Source organism: Streptomyces sp. NPDC001515 (assembly GCF_053597115.1).
Genome location: NZ_JBSFHN010000036.1, coordinates 1 through 17,429, shown reverse-complemented (window position 1 = coordinate 17,429; position 17,429 = coordinate 1). Strand labels below are relative to the sequence as shown.

Sequence of the window (17,429 nt, the reverse complement as noted above, 5' to 3'; positions counted from 1 at the left end):
TCTGCGGGCCCGTGGATGGTGCGGCCCTCGTTCCCGCCGATCCTCCGCAACCGCGCTTAAGGCTCGCTTGCGCCGCCGCGCGCGCCCCCGACTCAGGGGGTGGCAGGGGTGCTCCCGGGCCCCTGGCGCGCGCGAGGCTCGGCGCATGGACACTCACACCCACGGCGCCGGAGCGCCGAAGACGGCCATCGTCTTCCCCGGCATGCAGCCGACGGCCTTCTCCGAGGTCGGCCGGTTCATGCTGGTCAACCCGTACGCGCGCGAGCTGTTCGCGCGGGCCGACGACACCCTCGGCTACCGGCTGGCCGACCGATACCAGCGCACCGAGGGCGACTACTCCCTCTACGGGCAGATCTCGTTCGTGGTCAACTGCCTGGCCCTGGGCCGCTGGGCGACCGAGCGCATGGGGATCGACCCGGTCTGTGTGACGGGTCCGAGCTTCGGCGCGCGCGCCGCCGCCGTCCACTCCGGCGTCCTCGGCTTCGAGGACGCGGTGACGATGACCGCCCGGCTCGCGGAGACGATGGAGGACTACTTCACCCGGGAGCACCCGGCCCTGGTCACCCAGTCGATCGCCCGGGTCGGCCGGGAGGGCGTGGAGCTGCTGCGCGGGGAGCTGGAGGAGCGCGGCGAGTGGAGCGACGTCTCCTGCGTCGTGGACGAGGACTTCACCATGCTCACCGTCCACGAATCGGTTCTGGAGTGGCTCCAGCGCCGGATCCGGGCGCTGGGCGGGATGGCGATGTACACGATGAAGCCGCCGATGCACTCGGCGCTCTTCGGCGGGCTGCGCGACCGGGTCGCGGAGGAGATCTTCGCCCCGCTGACCTGGTCGGACCCCCGGCTGCCGGTGATCGCGGACCAGGACGGCCGGACGGTCACCACGGGCGAGGGCGTCCGGGACATGCTGCTCGACGGTTTCGTGCGCACCGTGCGCTGGCCGTCGGTGGTGGATGCGCTGAAGGAGGCCGGGGTCGAGCGGCTGTGCGTGTCGGGCGCGGACGGGCTGTTCACCCGGGTCGGCCGCACCACGCGGAGCTTCCAGGTGCTGCCGGTGACGCCCCGGTCGGCGATGCGGCCGCAGCGGCGCCGGATGCCGGTGGCCGCCTGAGCGGCACCGCCCCGCGCACGACGGGAGGGGCCGGCGCCCGAAGGCACCGGCCCCTCCCGTGCGTCGGTTACTTGCCGTCCACGGTGAAGGCGTAGAACGTGCCCTCGGTGCTGCTGCCCGTGGTGCCGCCACCGGCCGCGAACCGGGCGTAGCCGTTGCCCCAGTAGACGGTGCCGTCGACGACGGCCGGGCCGGCGTTGGAGGAGTAGGGCGCGGCGAACTCCCACAGGTACTGCCCGGTCGCGCCGTCGAACGCGTACATGTGACCGCTGGTGGAGCCGCCGAAGACGACACCGTTCGCGGCGGTCAGGGCGCCCCAGGCGAAGCCGTCGGTGCGGTCCTCGACCTGCCACAGGATCTTGCCGGTCCGCGGGTCGAGCGCGGCGAACGAGCTGCGGTTCGTGGTCGAGCCGTCGGCCATCTGGTAGTCCAGCCGGTTGAAGTTGGCCTCGGCGATGTAGATCCGCTTGTCGTCGTTGGCGGTGCCCCACTCGATGCCGCCGACGTGCCCGCCGGGACCGGCCGCCGCGCTCCAGACGACCTCACCGGTGGTGGCGTCCATCAGCCAGTACTCGCCGCTCTTCTCGCCCGCGCCGATGACCTTGCGGGCGCGGCCGTCCGCGCCCTTGATGGTGAACAGGTGGGCGCCGTCGCCGAAGTCGTAGTCGTAGCCCGGGTTCGGCGGGCAGTTGTTCGGCGGCAGGCCCGGCAGGCAGCCGGTGTTCCAGGCGTCGAACCGCTTGGCGCCGGTGTGCCACTTGATCCTGCCCGTGGTCATGTCCAGGGCCATCACGGTGTCGACGTAGTTGTCCTCGGCGTAGCAGGTCGGCGGGGTGCCGCCGGCCGTCTGGCAGTCGGAGACGGACTGCGGGACGGTGTAGTTGTTGCCGGTGGTGAAGTACACCGTGTTCGTCGACGGGTCCAGGGCCGGGGTGCCCCAGACGGCGACCCCGCTGTAGCCACCCGGCTTCCCGCCGTTGTCCGGGGTGGTGAACTGGCGCCACAGCACCTTGCCGGTGGCCGCGGAGATGGCGTTCACACTGCCGCGGAAGGTGCAGCAGGGGTACGACGGGTCGTACGCGCCCTCGGACTCGCGGGAGGAGACGCCCTGGTAGACGACTCCGTTGTGCACGACCGGCGACTGGGTCAGCACGGCCTTGTACTGCGTGTCGATCTCGCTCTTCCAGACCAGCTTCCCGGTCCGGGCGTCCACCGACATCAGCAGGGCCTTGGTCCAGTCGGCGATGTAGATCTTGCCGTTGACGACGGTCGGGCTGGACCGGGAGACGGAGTCCGGGTCGCCGGTGTACTCGGAGACCTTGTGCGACCAGATCTCCTGGCCCGTCTTGGCGTTGATCTTGTGCAGATAGCCGCCCCAGTCGGGGAAGTACACCGCGCCGTCCACGACCGCCGGCGTGGCCGACACGTCGCCGTGCGTGGCGTACGTCCACTTGGCCTTGAGCCGGCTCGCGTTGGCCGTGGTGATCGTGTGTTCGGCCGAGGCGGAACGGCTGTTGGCCAGGTCGTGGCCGCCGGTCGACCACTCGGCCTGCGGCACGCACGCCTGGGACGGGGCGGCACCGAGGGTGGTCGCCATCGCCACGGCGGCGAACAGGGTGAACCTGCGGGCCGTTCGGTGCGACGACCGGAGTCTGGTGAACATGACTGACTGTCTCCCTGAGGACGGTGGTGACGGTGGTTCCGGAGATACGTGCGAGGGCTCCGAGGGGCGGCGGCCCACCGGAGCGGGTCTGGGACGGCGCGGGCCTCTCAAGCGGCCCGCGCCGGTCTCAAGCGGCGTGCGCCGGTACGGGGACCGGAGTCGGGGCGCCGTGCCGTTCGGCGGCCAGCGCGGTGAGCGCCAGCCGGTCGGTCTTCTTGTTGGTGTTGAGGGGGAACTCGTCCAGCCGGTGGTAGTGACGCGGGATGAGCTGCGGCGGCAGGACGGCGGCCAGCTCCCGGTGGAACTCCCGGGGCGGGTGCTCCGCACCGAGGTAGAACGCCACCAGCTCGGTGCTGTTCGCCACCGGTACGCCCACCACGACCGCCCCGCTCACCGGGCAGGCCCCGCGCATCGCGTGCTCGACCTCGGCCAGCTCGACGCGGTAGCCCTGCACCTGCACCTGCGAGTCCATCCGCCCGAGGTAGACCAGCTCGCCCCCGGCCAGCCGGCGCACCCGGTCCCCGGTGCGGTACCACCGCGCCCCGTCCCGCTCCAGGTACTTGCCGCGCCCGTCCTCCGGGTCGAGATACCCGGCGGACAGCTGCGGGCCGGAGAGCCACAGCTCGCCCTCGGACTCCGTCTCCGCGCCCCGCTCGTCCAGGAGCAGTTCGCCGTGGCCGTCGTGGAGCAGCCCGAGCGGCACGACCCCGTTGACGCCGAGCCGCGTCGACTCCTCGGGGGACCAGCGGTGGCGGTGGGTCGTGATCGTCATCTCGGTCGGGCCGTAGACGTTGATCACCGCCGAGTGCGGGGCGGCCTTCTGCCAGGCGTCGGTGTCGTCGAACTGGAGGGCCTCGCCGCCGAAGTACGTCCACCGCAGCGACGGCATCGATCCGGGCACCAGCCGGCCGGTGCGCCGGGACAGCGAGATCACGCTGGGCGCCGAGAACCACACCGTGATGCCGTGGGCCTCCACGAAACCGGGCAGGTCGCGGTAGGCGTGCGGGGGCACCGACACCAGCGGGGCACCCGCCGCCCAGGCGCACCACAGGTCCGAGACGGCCGAGTCCCAGTTGAGCCCGGCGGCCTGCGAGAAGACGTCGTCGGCGGTGAAGTCGTACCAGGCGTCCATCAGCGCGAAGTAGTGCGCCGTGTTCCCGTGGGTGAGCCGCACCCCCTTGGGCCGTCCGGTGGACCCCGAGGTGAACAGGATGTACGCCACGTCCTCGGGCCTCACGGACCGGGGCTCCGCGAGCGCGGTGTCCGCACCGGCCGCCAGCACCGGCAGTCCCGAGGCACCGGCGAGCTCTCGCGCCCCCGCCGCGTCCAGATGAGGTGCCAGCACCGGCAGCTCGCCCAGCTCCGCACCGAGACCGCCGGCCAGCAGCGCCGCGCCCTCCTCGTCCACGACCAGGGCGGAGACCCGGGCCGCGTCCAGCATCGAGACGATCTTCCCGGGCGGGAAGTCGGCCGGCATCGGCACGGCCGGCAGGCCGGCGTACAGGCTCGCCAGGATCGCGAGGTACGCGGTGGTGCCGCGCCCGGTCAGGATGCCGATCGCGCCCGGCGGCCCGCCCGGGGCCGCGAGGAGCGCCCCCGCCCAGGCCAGGGCCGTCTCATGGGCCGTGGTGTAGTCGACGGTGTCCTCGCCCACCCGGACCGCCACGCCGTCCGGGGACTTCTCCAGCCCCCGCAGGAAGCGCGCATGCAGCGCCCCCGACGCCATTGAATTCATTCCGCTCCTCATTCCCCGGCACGTGATCGGAATATTCGGCCGACCTTCCCGGACATTCCCGGGACCTTTCCGTGACACATTGACAGCCGTCGACGGACGCCTTCATCATTCCCTTATGCCAGAACTCGCGAATCACACCTGGGACGAAGCCTTCGAGGCCGTCATCCGTCCGTTCCTGCCCTATCTCTCGCCGGGCGAGAAACTGTCCGACGATTCCCAGCTCAAGGACCTCGGGCTGGACTCGATGGGCACGATCGAGCTGCTCGCGGCGCTGGAGAGCGCCTATTCCGTGCGTTTCCTGGACGACGCCCTGAAGCTGGAGAATTTCGCCAACCCGGACATCCTCTGGAATACCCTGATCACCAAGACGGAAGCCGCCGCCTGAGAAAAAGCGCCCCCGCCCGGCCCGACAGGGAATTCACTTTCCCGGTCGGGCCGCTCTCATGTACGCGTCGCGCGGGACGGCCGTCATAAGAGCTGCCGGAATCCCGCCTCCACCCGGTCGAGCACCGCGCGGACATGGGGCAGGGAGACCGGGTCGGCGGCGGCCAGTGCCTGCTCCTGCTGCTCGGCGGTCTCGCCGTAGAGCATGCTCGTGGCGCACTTGAAGCGCAGCGCGCCGGGCTCGTCGCCGAGGAGGTGCCCGGCCAGGACCACGATCCCGTGGTCGAGCATCCGCCGGGCCAGCGAGGCGGAGTCGGTCACCCCGTGCTTGCCCAGCTCCCCGCGGACCGGCTCGAAGTCGGGGTAGACGTAGAACGCGCCGGTCGGCGGGCGGCAGCGGGCCCCGGCCCCGACGGCGATCCGGTGGACCTCGCGGGCGACGGCCCCGTGCAGCCGGGCACTGTGGCGCAGCCGTTCGCGGATCTCCTCGGGCTCGCCGAAGGCGTACGCGGCGACCTCCTGCATCGGCCCGGCGAGCGTCGACCAGACCTCGCTGGCCACCGAGACCACCCCGTCGCGCACCGAGGCGCCCCACGGGCCGTCCGGGAAGCGGGCCGCGCCGATGCGCCAGCCGCCGAGCGCCAGGCTCTTGCTGAGCCCGGTGCAGACGACGGTGCGCTCGGGCGCCACCTCGGCGGGGCTGAGGTAGTCGGCGTCCGGGTCGTGCACGACGTCCCGGTAGATCTCGTCCGAGACGATGACGAGGTCCTCCTCCTCGGCGATCGCGCACAGGGTGCGGATCATCGAGGGCGGGGCGAGCGTGCCGGTGGGGTTGTCGGGCAGGGTCAGGATCATGAGGCGCGGGTCGTGGCCGAGCCGGCGGGCGGCCCGGATGTGCGCGCGCAGCACGGCCGGGTCCGGCACCCCGCCGCACTCCTCGGGAATCGGCACCGCGATCGGCCGCTTGCCGGCCAGCCGGGCCTGCGGGGCGTAGGTGTTCCACGCCGGGCGGGGCAGCAGCACATCGCCGGGAACGGTGAGCCCGATCGCCATCAGCAGCGGCTTGCTGCCCGGGGCGACGACGATCCGGTCCGGGGCGGTGGGCAGCCCGCGGCGGTCGAAGTACCCGGCGACGGCGGCCCGTACCCGGGGCGAGCCGGCCACCGGACCGTAGGCGTTGCGCCGCGCCCCGGCCGCCAGCCGCTCCACGAGCGGGGCGAAGGCGGGCAGCCGCGATTCGCCGAAGCCGAGGTGGACCAGGGGCTCACCGGCGGCCTGCCGCTCGGCGACGAGCTGGTTGAGCGCCAGGTTCGGGGACATGCCGTTGCCGCTCATGACGGCCTCCCCGCCGGGGCGACGGCCCGGCTGCCGAAGAGTTCGGGTTCGCCGGACCGGGCGGGGCCGACGACCGCGCGGGCGATGTCCTCGGGCACCGAGTGGTCGAAGCGCAGTTCGTCGAGCCAGGCGGCGTCGGCGTCGTAGTGCGCGAGGAAGGGACGGCCGACCAGCGAGGGATCGCGGGCCTGCAACATCCGCAACTGGAGGAACAGCCCCTCGGCCCGCTCCACGACCCCGTCCACGGCGACCTTGCCCGGCGTCGCGGACATGACCGGCCCGCGCACCGTACGGGCGAGGCCCGGCAGGGTCGCGTAGGCGTCGCGGAAGATCTCCGCGGCGCGGGCGAGCGGCACCCGGAAGTAGTCGTGCGGGCCGGTGTCGCGCTCCACGAACATGTAGTACGGCACGGCCCCGGCGGCGAGTTCGGCCCGCCACATCCGGGCCCACACCCGGGCGTCGTCGTTGACCTTGGCGATCAGCGGCGCCTGGCAGTAGACGAGCGCCCCGGTGGACCGGATGCGGGCGATCGCGCGGCGCGCGAGGTCGGTCTCCAGTTCGCGGGGGTGGCTGAAGTGGGCCATGACGGCGAGGTTGCGCCCCGAGGCGACGACCTTCTCGAACAGCCGCAGGGCGTCGTCGGCGTCGGGGTCGGTGACGTAGCGCTGCGGCCAGTACGCCACGGACTTCGTGCCGATCCGGATGGTCCGCACGCTCTCCAGCGACAGCAGCGGCTCCAGATGGCCGCGCAGCCGCTCGGTGGTCATCACCATGGGGTCGCCACCGGTCACGAGCACGTCGCCGGCGTCCGGGTGGGCCTCCAGATAGGAGATCAGCCCGCGCGGGTCCGGGGCGGCGAACCGCAGTTCGCTGTCGCCGACGAACTGGGCCCAGCGGAAGCAGTAGGTGCAGTACGCGTGGCAGGTCTGGCCCTGGCTCGGGAAGTAGAGGACCGTCTCGCGGTACTTGTGCTGGAGTCCGGGGATCTCGACGCCGTCGCGGCTGGGGACGTTGAGCGCCTTCTGCCCGGAGGGGTGCGGGTTGAGCCGGCCGCGGATCTGCTGGACGAGGGCGCGCAGGGCGACCTTGGCGGACGGGTCGGCGGAGAGCCGGGCGAGATCCCGCTCGTTCTGTTCGGTCAGCATCCCCTTCTGCGGGAACACCAGCTGGAACATGGGGTCGTCGGGTATCCGGTCCCAGTCGATCAGCTCCTGCAGCACGTACGCGTTGACGCGGAACGGCAGCACCATCGACACCAGTCGGACGGTCTCGCGGAGGTCGGCGGGCAGGCCGTGGCGGTCGGCGATCTCGTCGAGCTGCCGTGGTCCGTAGGCGCGGAACCGTGCCGCCTCGGCAGAATCGGTTGCCAGCAGGGACATGCGGATATTCCTCCAGCCTGGTGCCCGGCCGTTCGAGCGAGCGCTCGAACACACAGCGATGCTAGGGACGCGAATCGGCCACCGGACCCCAGAACCGACCCCAGCCGGACCCTTAGGTCGCACCGGTCAACTCCTTTTCGTTCTTGCTGAGTTCGGGCATGGGGAAGCCGCCCGGGGACGACGGGGGATGCGTCCCTGGACGGCTGTTCTCGGCCCCGTGAGGGGTGGGCCCGTGAGGGGTGGGCCCCGTGACGGGCGGGGTGCTACGCCAGTCCGGCGCCGGGCTCCTGGGCTCCGGAGGAGGCGGACGCCCGTACCGCCCGCTCGGCCACCGGCTCCCCGGCGCCGGCATCGGCATCGGCCCCGGCGGCGTCGGCCCCGGCGGTGGCGCCCGCGTTGTCGTGCTGGACGGAGCGCAGTCCGACGACGGCCACGACGGCCGCCCCGGCCATCACGACGGCCCCGGCCACGGACGCGGCGTGCACCTCGGTGGTGAACGCGGAGCGCGCGGCGGCGACGAGGGTCCCGCCCGTCTCACCGGGCAGCTGGGCGGCCGCGGCGAGCGCGCCGCCGATGGTCTCGCGGGCCTGGTCCAACGCGGAGGCCGGCACCCCGGCGGGGTGGTCGAGCGCGGAGCTGTTGCGGTAGGCGGAGGCGCCGATGCTGCCGAGGACGGCGACGCCGAGGGCGCCGCCCAGCTCCTGGCAGGTCTGGAGCAGGGCGGACGCGGTGCCGGCGCGCTCCGGCGGCACCTGTCCGACGACGAGTTCGGTGACGAGCGTGAGGACCGGGGTGAGCCCGACGGCGAGCGCGATGATGCCGATGAGGATGAGGACGAGGCCGTCCTCGTCGGGCACCTGGGTGAGCATCAGCAGGGCGACGGTGGCGAGCCCGAAGCCGCTCGCGATGATGACGGCGGGCTTCACGGTCCGCACCAGCACGGTGGCGACGGGCACGACCGCGCCGACGGCGACGGTGCCCGGGATCGTCCACAGGGCGGACTTCAGCGCGCTCATGCCGAGGACGGACTGCATGTACTGGGTGGAGAAGAGCGAGTACCCGACCAGGGTGAAGCACGCCAGCATGTTGACGGTGACCGAGGCGCCGAAGGCCCGGTTGCGGAACAGCGAGACGTCGACCATCGGATCGCTGCTGGTGCGCTGGCGGCGCAGGAACACCGGGATGATCGCGAGCCCGACCACGATGGCGACAACGTACGTCACCGAGAACCCGTCCACCGCGATCTTCTTGAACCCGTAGATCACCGGCAGCACCACGGCCAGCGACAGCACCGCGCTGATCAGGTCGAACCGTCCGGCCGCCCGGTCCTTGAACTCCGGCAGCAGGAACGGCCCCGCCACCAGCAGGAGCAGCATCACGGGCACGTTGATGACGAACACCGAGCCCCACCAGAACCACGCCAGCAGCGCCCCGCTGACCACCGGCCCCAGCGCCGCGCCCGCCGCCATCCCGGTCGACCAGACGGCCAGCGCGGTACGCCGCTGCGTCTGGTCCGGGAACAGGTTCCGGATCAGCGCCAGCGTGGACGGCATCAGCGTCGCCCCGCCGATGCCCTGGAACGCCCGTGCGCTGATCACCATCTCCGGGCTGTTCGCGTACGCCGCGAGCAGCGAACCCGCCCCGAACACCACGGCCCCGATCAGCAGCAGCCGCCGGCGCCCGATCCGGTCGCCGAGCGCACCCATCGTGAGCAGGACCCCCGCCAGGACGAACCCGTAGATGTCGATCATCCACAGCTGCTGCCCGCTGCTCGGCCGCAGGTCCTCGCTGATCGAGGGAATCGCGAAGTACAGGACGGTCAGGTCCATGGAGACGAGCAGCACGGGCAGCAGCAGAACGCCCAGGGCGATCCACTCCTTGCGGCCCGCTCCGGTCTCCGGTCCGTTCGTGTTGTTCTCGCTCGGGGAGCTGGTCATGAGGACGGTCCAATGCTGGGGGGAGGGAACGTACTCACCAGTGAACGGACGTACCCGCGCGTAGCGGCCCTCCCCGCCCGGAATCAGGGGTACCAACGCGCCGGGGCCTAGGGGTGGGCCGGGGGTGGGCAGGGGTTGCGGCGGGCCCGGGGCGCTATCGGGCCAAAGCCAGCGCCCTTGACAGAGGCCGGACGCACCCTTCCCGGGTTGCCGACACCAGACCCCCAGGTTACAGTTATTTCAGATGTAGTCCGCGCAGGACCCAGTCACCGGAGGCGGCCATGGCTCGCTCCAGCGTTCTCGCCCACGCCGAGAGGGTCGAACCGGACCCCTCCCACCAGCAGGCCCTCGCCGCGACCGCCCGGATGGCGCCGGACTCCGTCGAGCTGCTGATGCGGACTTCGAACGGTGCCGAACTGTCCCTGCCGAAGGAGTTGGTCCATCTCCTTCTGGCCTCGGCCGGCGAGCTGGCCCGTGGGCACGCGGTGACGGTCCTGGCGTCCGAGGTGCAGCTGTCCCCCGCCGAGGCGGCCGAGCTCCTGGGGCTGTCCCGCCCCTTCGTCGCCCGTCTGCTCGACGCCGGCGACATCCCGTCGACCAACCTCCCCGGCAGCAGCCACCGCGTGGTCCGCCTCGCGGACATACTCGCGTTCCAGCAACGCCGCGAGCGCCGCAGGGAGGGCCGACGCCAGATCGCCGAAGCTCTGGCGGACACCGGCCCGTCCGATTGATGCGCGTGTCACCGGTGGTGCCCATGCCACCGGCAGCGGAACGGAAGGAAGAGGGGGAGCGTGGCAACGCGGGTCTTCGTGGATACGAACGTCCTGTTTCCGTTCTCGGTGATGGACCTGGTGCTGGCCCTCACCGAGGACTCCGTCCACGACATCGTGTGGTCCGAGAGACTGCTCGCCGAATGGGAGCGGGTGATCGTTCGGGAGGGTGGACGTTCTCCGGAGTCCGCCGCCGCGGTCGCCCGGACCGTTCGACGCTTCTTCGCCGACTGCGAGATCCCGGCGGCGCTCTATGAACACCTCGTCGACGAGATGCCGGGCGACGACCCCGACGATCGGCACCATGCGGCAGCTGCGGTGGCCGCCGGCGCGCACGCGCTGATCACCTGGAATCTCTCCGACTTCCCTGCCGATGAACTGGCCGAGCACGGATTGCGGGTGATCGACCCGGATTCCTATCTGTGCGCGTTGTACGACGAGTTACCCCATGAAGTGACCGACACCGTGTTCAGGCTCGCCCGGGAGAAACGCAATCCACCCTTGACACGCGCCGAAGCCGTCGCCCGCCTCGCGAAGGCCGGCCTGCCCCGCTTCGCGGATCTGCTGACGCGCGACCCGGGGCGCCGCACGACGTGACGCCGTCTTGAGTATCACGCGCGTCCCCGCTGCCGATGTGCCTTGGCGATCGCATCCAGGCCGGCCTCGGGACTCAGCGCGAGGGAGCGGAAGGAGTCGTAGAGCGGAAGGAGTCGTAGATCAGCCTAGGCATCGGCCCCGGCAAGCTGGTTTGGGCGGAACTGCGCTTGGCCCGTCGCCCGAGGGCGGCGGCGGTGGACGGCCGACTGTCAGACCCCTCTGGGAGGCTGCCCGGATGGAGATGACCGTGCAGCTGACCATCGATTGTGCCAATCCGCAGCGAATGGTGGCCTTTTGGGCCGAGGCCCTGAACTACGTCCCCGAGCCCCCGCCCGCCGGCCACACCACCTGGCGCGCGTACTGGCAGGACATGGGCGTGCCCGAGGAAGAGCTGCCGCCCGGCACCGGGGACCTTCCGGAGTCCATCGTCGATCCATCCGGCCACGGGCCCCGGATCTGGTTCCAGCAGGTCCCCGAGGTCAAGACCGTCAAGAACCGTTCGCATCTGGACCTGAAGGTCGGCGGCGGTCGCGACGTCCCGCTCGATGTCCGCACCGAGCGCGTCAGAGCCATGGCCGCCCGGCTCGTCGAGGCCGGTGCGACGGTCATCGAGTTCCGGGAGGAGCCGGAGATGGGCTTCTTCGCGGCGGCGATGCGGGATCCGGAGGGGAACGAGTTCGACGTGGTGTGAGGGAGGGTGAGCCGAGGCCATGGGCCGGTTCGACGGTGAACCGCCCCTGTTGTGGTCCCAGCGCGGCGTCGAGGAATGCCCCGATCACCGAACTGGACGCTGTCCCGGATCCGCGTCGTGCACACGGATGACCAGATCATCACCATGGCCCGCGACATGCTGAGAACGGCAGGCCTCCACGGGCACAAGTACGCCATCGACGCCGTCCTGGCGGCCGTGGCCGGCCGGGAGGCGGCTCCAGGGGCCGAGACCACGGTCTTCACCCCGGAGACGGATGACATGAACCAGCTTCTCGCGGGCCACCGCGTCCACGTCGAGAAGGTGTGAGCGCGAGCCCGGCCCGACCGCCCCCTGCCCCCTTCGTCTCGAACGGAAGGTGACGTGCTTCCCCACGTCCACCGAATCACCCAGTACGACCCCGCCGACCGCGACGCGACCGGCGCGTACACCGGCACCGTCGAAGCGGTCAGCGACCACGGGCCCGTCGAGGCGGCGTACCTGCGCGCGGTGGCGGCGTTCGCGGAGGAGGCGGGTGTCGACCGGCTGGAGATCCGGGAGCCGCAGATCGGGCCGGGGGTGGCCGAGTTCGGGGCGGAGCCCGCCGTGGAGGGGCACGGACTGAAGGGGCTCCTCCCCGCCGGTCTCGCGGGCTTTCACGACGGGGCGGTCGTCCCGCTCGGGGTCGGTCTGGAGCTGGTGCGGGTGATGCTGCGGGACGGCGGGGCGTGGTGCCGGCTCGAAGTGGAGGGGCGGTTCGCGGTTCATGTGGGGTGGGACCAGTACGTGTACGTGGGGAGCGGCGAGCCCTGCGAGGAGGCGGTGGCCCGTACCCGCTCCTTCGGGCTGTTCCCGGAACGCATCGACGCCTCCCCGTACGACATCGCTCACGACACGGAACCGGGTGAACAGCGGCCCGCGGACGACGACTTCTGGGCGCGCGTGGGCTGGTGCGTGGCGACGGGGCAGGCCGGGATGCTGGAGGAGGCGTACGTCGGCAACGCCACGCGCTGGCACCGGCTCCGCGCGGGCGGGCTCGACGAGGTCCGGGGCGGGCTTGCTCCCCGGGCGCGGCTGGCGGTCTGGCCGGGGCCGTCGGACGATGTCCCCGGTGTGCTCGCTGGCCTTCCCGAAGAGGGGCTGATCGAGCTTGTCCTGGAGGATCCGGAGGGCCGGATCACGAGCACCGTGGCCGATGAGACCCGGTTCGCGGAGCTCAGAGCGCAGGCCGCGGGGGCCCGCGCCGCGGCGGTGCTCTCCATGGACGCGGACGAACGCCGGCCCCTCCTCACCGCCGTCCTGCCCGACGGCGACGGCGTCCTGCGGGCCCGCTGGCGCACCGAACCGACCCTGAGCGATCGCCACTGGGCCCTGCTCAAGACCCTGCGCCCCGGTCAGATCGTCACCGGGACGGTGACCGAGATACCCCCCTTCGGCGTCACGTTCGTGGACATCGGCGGCTTCTGCGCGATGATCAACGTCCCCGAGCTCTCCTGGCGGCACGTCGCCGCCGTCACCGACGTCGTCACCGTAGGCCAGACCGTCACGGCGGAGATCCTCGGCGTCGACATGATCGACGAGCGCGTGCACCTGTCCCTCAAGGCCCTCCAGCCGGATCCGATGCAGAACCTCGTGCACCAGGTCGGCCGCGTCGTCACCGGCCGCGTCACCAGGCTCGTCCCGTTCGGCGCGTTCGTCCGCGTCGAGGACCGCGAGGACGGCTTCGAAGGGCTCGTCCACCTCAGCGAACTGGCCGACACACCGGTGGAGAAGCCCGAGGACGTCGTCCGGGTCGGCCAGTGGCTCACCGTCGTCATCCTTCTCGTGGACCCCGAACGGCGCCTGATCGCGCTGTCGCACAAGCAGGCGGTGCAGGCACTCGCCCACGGGAAGGGGGCTGGGCCCACGGCCCGGCCCCCTTCCCTCACCCCTCCTCCGCCGCCCGTGCCGCCAGGGCCCGGCGGTCCGTCTTGCCGTTGGGGGTGAGGGGGAGGGAGGGGACGAGGGCGACCTTGCGGGGGATCATGTAGTCGGGGAGCGTCTGCCGGCAGAAGGCGCTGAGGGCCACGGGTTCGGCGGTGAAGGCGCGGCCGGGGACGACGTAGGCGTAGAGCTCGGGGTCCTGGCCGGGGCGGGGGCGGACGACGACGGCGGCGGCCTCGGTGTCGGGGAATTCGAGGAGGCGGCGTTCGATCTCGCCGAGTTCGACGCGGTTGCCGCGCATCTTGACCTGGAGGTCGGAGCGGCCGACGAAGTACAGCTCGCCGCTCTCGCCCCGGTAGGCGAGGTCGCTGGACTTGTAGACGCGCTGGCCGGTGCGGGGGTCGAGGGGGTCGGGGACGAGGACGGCGCGGGTGGCCTCGGGGTCGTCCCAGTAGCCGGTGAAGAGGGACGGGCCGCGGAGGTGGATCTCGCCGATCTCGCCGGGCCGTTCGACGGGGCGGCCGTCGTCGTCGATGAGGAGCATTTCGGCGCCGGGGTAGGCGAAGCCGATGGAGAGCTTGTCGACGGTCTCGGGCAGGGGGTTGGGGACGTCGGTGAGGGAGAAGGCCATGGCCTCGGTGGGGCCGAAGCAGTTGACCACCCGGACCTGGCCGAGGAGCTGTTGCAGCTGGCGGAGTTCGGGGAGGGGGAACGCCTCGCCGGAGAAGAGGACGCCGCGGACCTGGCCGGCGAGGGCAGCCAGGCCGGCGGCCTCGTGGCGCAGGACGGGGCGCCAGATGGACGGGACGCCGTCGACCTGGGTGGCGCCCGTGTCCGCGAGGAAGCGGAGGAACCGGCGCGGCCAGTGCATGAGTTCACGCGGTACGGGGATGAGCTGGGCGCCCGAGCCCAGCGCGAGGCCGATGTCGAGCAGGGCGAAGTCGAACTGGAGGGGCGAGGTCGTCGCGAGACGGTCCTGCGGGGTGACGATGCGGTGCCTCAGCATGCCCCGGTAGAAGGACAGGACGCCCCGGTGGCTCATCACGACGCCCTTGGGACGGCCCGTGGTCCCGGAGGTGAAGATCATGTACGCGGCGTCGGTGGTGACCGGCTCGCGGCGGTGCCGGGTGCGCGGGGCGGGCGCTCGCTCCACGGTCACGCCGTCCGGGCCGAAGCGGGCCGTGCCGACGGATTCCGGGAGGCCGTCGCGGGTGCCCTTGACCGTCTGGAGGTGCAGGGCCGGTTCCGCCGTGTCGACGATGGTCCGCAGCCGGGCGTCCGGGACGTCCGGGCTCACCGGGACGAACGTGAGCCCGAGCATCGAGCAGGCCAGCAGCGCGGCCACGGCGGCGGCCGAGTTGTCGGACTCCAGGACGACACGGTCCCCGATGTCCAGGCCGAGCGCGTCCAGCGTCACCGCGTAGGCGTGCGCCCTGCGCTCCAACTGCCGGTAGCTGAGCACCCGGTGCGTGCCGTCCTCGGCGGCCTCCCAGGCGGCCGGGGAGTCGGGTGCGGTGCGGGCCGCGGCCAGCATGAACTCGTGGATGCGCTCGGCCGGGGCGTCCACCGCCGCCGGGTGCCGCGTACTCAGGCTCATCGGTCTTCCTCCTGCGCTCGTACAAGTGCGTTGTTCCGCGTGGTCACGAGGAGATCCGCTCCTTCAGGTCCTTCAGCCAGCCGTCGACCACCGGGGCCGTCGTGTCGACGTGCTGTTCGACGATGGTGAAATGCGTGCCGGGGACGGTCGCGACGGTGTCGGCGCCCTTCCAGTCGGCCTGCCACGCGCCCTCGCCGACCCCGGCGCGCTCGCCGGCCTCGAAGAGGTCCCCGGCCCGGACGAAGAGGACGGGCGCCTCGATGTCGGCCTGCGTGAACTGCGGGAGCAGTTCGACGTAGCGGCCCATCGCGGAGAGTTCGGCGCTGCTGAACGCGCCGAGGGTGGACCCCTTGTCCTCGACGGCCGAGGCCATCTGGTCGAAGATCGCGTCGTTGGCCGCGCCCATGGAATACGTGTCCAGGAGGACGAGCCCGGCGGGGCGCACCCCGTGCACCCGCTCCAGGCGGGACACGGTGGCGTGGGCGAGGAGCCCGCCGGAGGAGAAGCCGAGCAGGACGAACGGTTCGCCGTCCGCCGTGCGCAGGACGGCCTCGGCGAGGACGTCGACGGCCGCGTCGAAGGACTCGGGCAGGGCCTCGCCCCGGGCGAATCCGGGGGTCGGGAGGCCGGAGACCGGGACGGACAGCCGGGCCGCGAGGCGGGCGTGCTGGTGGACGCCGCCGGCCACCGTCGGGGTGCTGAGGCAGATCAGCCGGGGCCCGGAACCGTCCGCACCGGGCTTGGTGCGCGCCCCGTAGGACACCGGCTCGGGCAGGGCGTCGAGGTCGGCCGCCGTGGCGAAGGAGGGCCGCAGCGCGGCCACCGAGCGGAGCATCGCCAGTCCCGGCTGGATGTCGCCCGCGGTGATCGCGGACAGGAACAGCCCGTACAGGGTGTCGTCCAGCGGGGTCGCCGCCGGCTCCGGGGCGGCGGCCGTCTCGGCCGGGGAGGCGTCCGAGGCCAGGCGGGCCGAGACCAGCCGGGCCAGTTCGAGCGGGTCGCGGCTGTCGAAGACGACCATGGCGGGCAGGGCAAGACCGGAGGCCGCGCCCAGGCGGTTGCGGAGTTCGACGGCGGTCAGCGAGTCGAACCCGGCCTCCAGGAAGCCCGCTTCGGCGTCGACCGCCGTGGCGTCCGCGTGCCCCAGGACCTCGGCGGCGTGGTGCAGCACCGCGTCGAGCACCGCCCGGTCGCGGGCCGCGTCGTCGAGTCCGCGCACCTTCTGGGCGAGCCCTCCGGCCTCCCGGGTCGCCGCCGCCGCACCGGCCCGGCGGCGCCCGGCGGGGGCCAGGCCCCGGAGCAGCGCGGGCACCTCGTCGGTGCGGGCGCGCAGCGCGGCCGGGTCGACGCGGAGCGGGACGAGCGCGGCGGCGTCGGCGGCGACCGAGGCGTCGAAGAGCCACAGGCCCTCCTCCTCGGTCAGCGCGGGCGTTCCGGTGCGACGCATCCGCTGGAGATCGGCCTCGCCGAGCCACTGGCTGAGCCCGGTCTCGGTGGCCCAGAGGCCGAAGGCCATCGCGGTGGCGGGGAGGCCCCGGGAGCGGCGGTGGGCGGCGAGCGCGTCGAGGAAGACGTTGGCCGCCGCGTAGTTGCCCTGGCCGGCCGCCATGACCTGGCCGCCCGCCGAGGAGAACAGCGCGAAGACGGTCAGATCGAGGTGGGCGGTCAGCTGGTGCAGATACCAGGCCGCGTCCGCCTTGGCCTTCAGCACGTGGTCCATCTGTTCGGGGGTGAGCGCCCCGACCAGTCCGTTGTGGGCGACGCCCGCCGCGTGGACGATCCCGCGCAGCGGGTGCGCGGGGCCGACGGAGGCGATGAGCGCGGCCACGGCCGCCCGGTCGGAGACGTCGCAGGCGGCGATCTCCACCCGGGCGCCGAGCGCGGTCAGTTCGTCGCGGAGCCCGGCCGCACCGGGGGCCTCCGGTCCGCGCCGTCCGGCGAGCAGCAGATGCCGTACGCCGTGCCCGGTCACCAGGTGCCGGGCGACGATCGCCCCGAGCCCTCCGGTGCCGCCGGTGATCAGGACGGTCCCCTCGGGGTCCCACGGGGACGCGCCGCCGGCCGCCGAGGACCGGGCGAGCCGGGGGGCGAGCACCTTCGTGCCGCGCACGGCCAGTTCGGGTTCGCCGGAGGCGAGCGCCGTGGCGAGCGTACGGGGCGACGGGGCGTCGTCCTCCAGGTCGAGGAGGACGAACCGGCCCGGGTTCTCCGCCTGCGCGGCCCGCACCAGCCCCCACACCGGGGCCTGCCGGACGTCGACCGGGTCGCCGGCGCGCCCCCCCCCCGGCGGCCGGGGGGCCACCACCACCC

Annotated in this window: 14 protein-coding genes; 7 read left to right on the top strand and 7 right to left on the bottom strand. The window is 72.6% G+C overall.

Annotation, left to right across the window (positions count from 1 at the left end; all coding sequences use genetic code 11):
• Positions 1-145 precede the first annotated feature (145 nt).
• Positions 146-1,111, top strand: coding sequence for an ACP S-malonyltransferase (locus tag ACWCXC_RS30255; RefSeq protein ID WP_450681719.1), 966 nt, complete (start codon positions 146-148; stop codon positions 1,109-1,111).
• Positions 1,112-1,178: 67 nt separating this feature from the next.
• Here ACWCXC_RS30255 and ACWCXC_RS30250 read toward each other — a convergent pair whose 3' ends face one another.
• On the bottom strand, positions 1,179-2,774 hold the full coding sequence (locus ACWCXC_RS30250) for an outer membrane protein assembly factor BamB family protein (protein ID WP_450891104.1): 1,596 nt from the start codon (positions 2,772-2,774) through the stop codon (positions 1,179-1,181).
• A gap of 127 nt (positions 2,775-2,901) precedes the next feature.
• The gene (locus ACWCXC_RS30245) at positions 2,902-4,500 is read right to left on the bottom strand and encodes an AMP-binding protein (protein WP_450891136.1); all 1,599 of its coding nucleotides are present in this window, start codon (positions 4,498-4,500) and stop codon (positions 2,902-2,904) included.
• Between the two features lie 124 nt (positions 4,501-4,624).
• Here ACWCXC_RS30245 and ACWCXC_RS30240 point away from each other — a divergent pair, with 124 nt between their 5' ends.
• Positions 4,625-4,894: a phosphopantetheine-binding protein gene (locus ACWCXC_RS30240; protein WP_450891103.1), complete on the top strand. Its 270-nt coding sequence runs from the start codon at positions 4,625-4,627 to the stop codon at positions 4,892-4,894.
• An 83-nt stretch (positions 4,895-4,977) separates the two neighbouring features.
• Here the strand turns inward: ACWCXC_RS30240 and ACWCXC_RS30235 are convergent, their stop codons facing one another.
• The 3 genes from ACWCXC_RS30235 to ACWCXC_RS30225 form a co-directional block, all read right to left on the bottom strand.
• Positions 4,978-6,228 (bottom strand): pyridoxal phosphate-dependent aminotransferase, encoded by a 1,251-nt coding sequence (locus ACWCXC_RS30235; RefSeq protein ID WP_450685916.1) that lies wholly within the window; start codon positions 6,226-6,228, stop codon positions 4,978-4,980.
• Positions 6,225-7,607 carry a KamA family radical SAM protein gene (locus tag ACWCXC_RS30230; protein ID WP_450685915.1) on the bottom strand — a complete coding sequence of 461 codons (1,383 nt, stop codon included), beginning with the start codon at positions 7,605-7,607 and terminating at the stop codon, positions 6,225-6,227. Before ACWCXC_RS30230 ends, ACWCXC_RS30235 begins: the two co-directional genes overlap by 4 nt.
• Before the next feature lie 263 nt (positions 7,608-7,870).
• Complete coding sequence (locus tag ACWCXC_RS30225; RefSeq protein ID WP_450891102.1) at positions 7,871-9,544, bottom strand: MFS transporter; 1,674 nt, start codon at positions 9,542-9,544, stop codon at positions 7,871-7,873.
• A gap of 281 nt (positions 9,545-9,825) precedes the next feature.
• Here ACWCXC_RS30225 and ACWCXC_RS30220 point away from each other — a divergent pair, with 281 nt between their 5' ends.
• The 5 genes from ACWCXC_RS30220 (at position 9,826) to ACWCXC_RS30200 (ending at position 13,585) form a co-directional block, all read left to right on the top strand.
• The gene (locus ACWCXC_RS30220) at positions 9,826-10,275 is read left to right on the top strand and encodes a helix-turn-helix domain-containing protein (RefSeq protein WP_450685913.1); all 450 of its coding nucleotides are present in this window, start codon (positions 9,826-9,828) and stop codon (positions 10,273-10,275) included.
• Positions 10,276-10,335: 60 nt separating this feature from the next.
• Positions 10,336-10,911: a PIN domain-containing protein gene (locus tag ACWCXC_RS30215; RefSeq protein WP_450685912.1), complete on the top strand. Its 576-nt coding sequence runs from the start codon at positions 10,336-10,338 to the stop codon at positions 10,909-10,911.
• Positions 10,912-11,146: 235 nt separating this feature from the next.
• A complete protein-coding gene (locus ACWCXC_RS30210) occupies positions 11,147-11,602 on the top strand; it encodes a VOC family protein (RefSeq protein ID WP_450685778.1) in 456 nt (151 codons plus the stop codon).
• Positions 11,603-11,677: 75 nt separating this feature from the next.
• Positions 11,678-11,929: a hypothetical protein gene (locus tag ACWCXC_RS30205; RefSeq protein WP_450891101.1), complete on the top strand. Its 252-nt coding sequence runs from the start codon at positions 11,678-11,680 to the stop codon at positions 11,927-11,929.
• A gap of 54 nt (positions 11,930-11,983) precedes the next feature.
• Positions 11,984-13,585, top strand: a complete 1,602-nt coding sequence (locus ACWCXC_RS30200; protein WP_450891100.1) for a S1 RNA-binding domain-containing protein — start codon at positions 11,984-11,986, stop codon at positions 13,583-13,585.
• Here ACWCXC_RS30200 and ACWCXC_RS30195 read toward each other — a convergent pair.
• Both ACWCXC_RS30195 and ACWCXC_RS30190 read right to left on the bottom strand, forming a co-directional pair.
• The gene (locus tag ACWCXC_RS30195) at positions 13,524-15,119 is read right to left on the bottom strand and encodes an AMP-binding protein (protein WP_450891099.1); all 1,596 of its coding nucleotides are present in this window, start codon (positions 15,117-15,119) and stop codon (positions 13,524-13,526) included. The two genes, ACWCXC_RS30200 and ACWCXC_RS30195, sit on opposite strands and share 62 nt — an antisense overlap.
• Before the next feature lie 43 nt (positions 15,120-15,162).
• Positions 15,163-17,429: type I polyketide synthase (locus ACWCXC_RS30190; protein WP_450891098.1), on the bottom strand; the 2,267-nt coding region annotated here is incomplete at its 5' end.

Excerpts from the sequence above, each read along its gene's own strand:
- ACWCXC_RS30230 (WP_450685915.1), bottom strand. The coding sequence starts at position 7,607 with ATGTCCCTGCTGGCAACCGATTCTGCCGAGGCGGCACGGTTCCGCGCC.
- ACWCXC_RS30225 (WP_450891102.1), bottom strand. The coding sequence starts at position 9,544 with ATGACCAGCTCCCCGAGCGAGAACAACACGAACGGACCGGAGACCGGA.
- ACWCXC_RS30240 (WP_450891103.1), top strand. The coding sequence starts at position 4,625 with ATGCCAGAACTCGCGAATCACACCTGGGACGAAGCCTTCGAGGCCGTC.
- ACWCXC_RS30245 (WP_450891136.1), bottom strand. The coding sequence starts at position 4,500 with ATGGCGTCGGGGGCGCTGCATGCGCGCTTCCTGCGGGGGCTGGAGAAG.
- ACWCXC_RS30210 (WP_450685778.1), top strand. The coding sequence starts at position 11,147 with ATGGAGATGACCGTGCAGCTGACCATCGATTGTGCCAATCCGCAGCGA.
- ACWCXC_RS30220 (WP_450685913.1), top strand. The coding sequence starts at position 9,826 with ATGGCTCGCTCCAGCGTTCTCGCCCACGCCGAGAGGGTCGAACCGGAC.
- ACWCXC_RS30195 (WP_450891099.1), bottom strand. The coding sequence starts at position 15,119 with ATGAGCCTGAGTACGCGGCACCCGGCGGCGGTGGACGCCCCGGCCGAG.
- ACWCXC_RS30250 (WP_450891104.1), bottom strand. The coding sequence starts at position 2,774 with ATGTTCACCAGACTCCGGTCGTCGCACCGAACGGCCCGCAGGTTCACC.
- ACWCXC_RS30255 (WP_450681719.1), top strand. The coding sequence starts at position 146 with ATGGACACTCACACCCACGGCGCCGGAGCGCCGAAGACGGCCATCGTC.
- ACWCXC_RS30205 (WP_450891101.1), top strand. The coding sequence starts at position 11,678 with ATGCCCCGATCACCGAACTGGACGCTGTCCCGGATCCGCGTCGTGCAC.
- ACWCXC_RS30235 (WP_450685916.1), bottom strand. The coding sequence starts at position 6,228 with ATGAGCGGCAACGGCATGTCCCCGAACCTGGCGCTCAACCAGCTCGTC.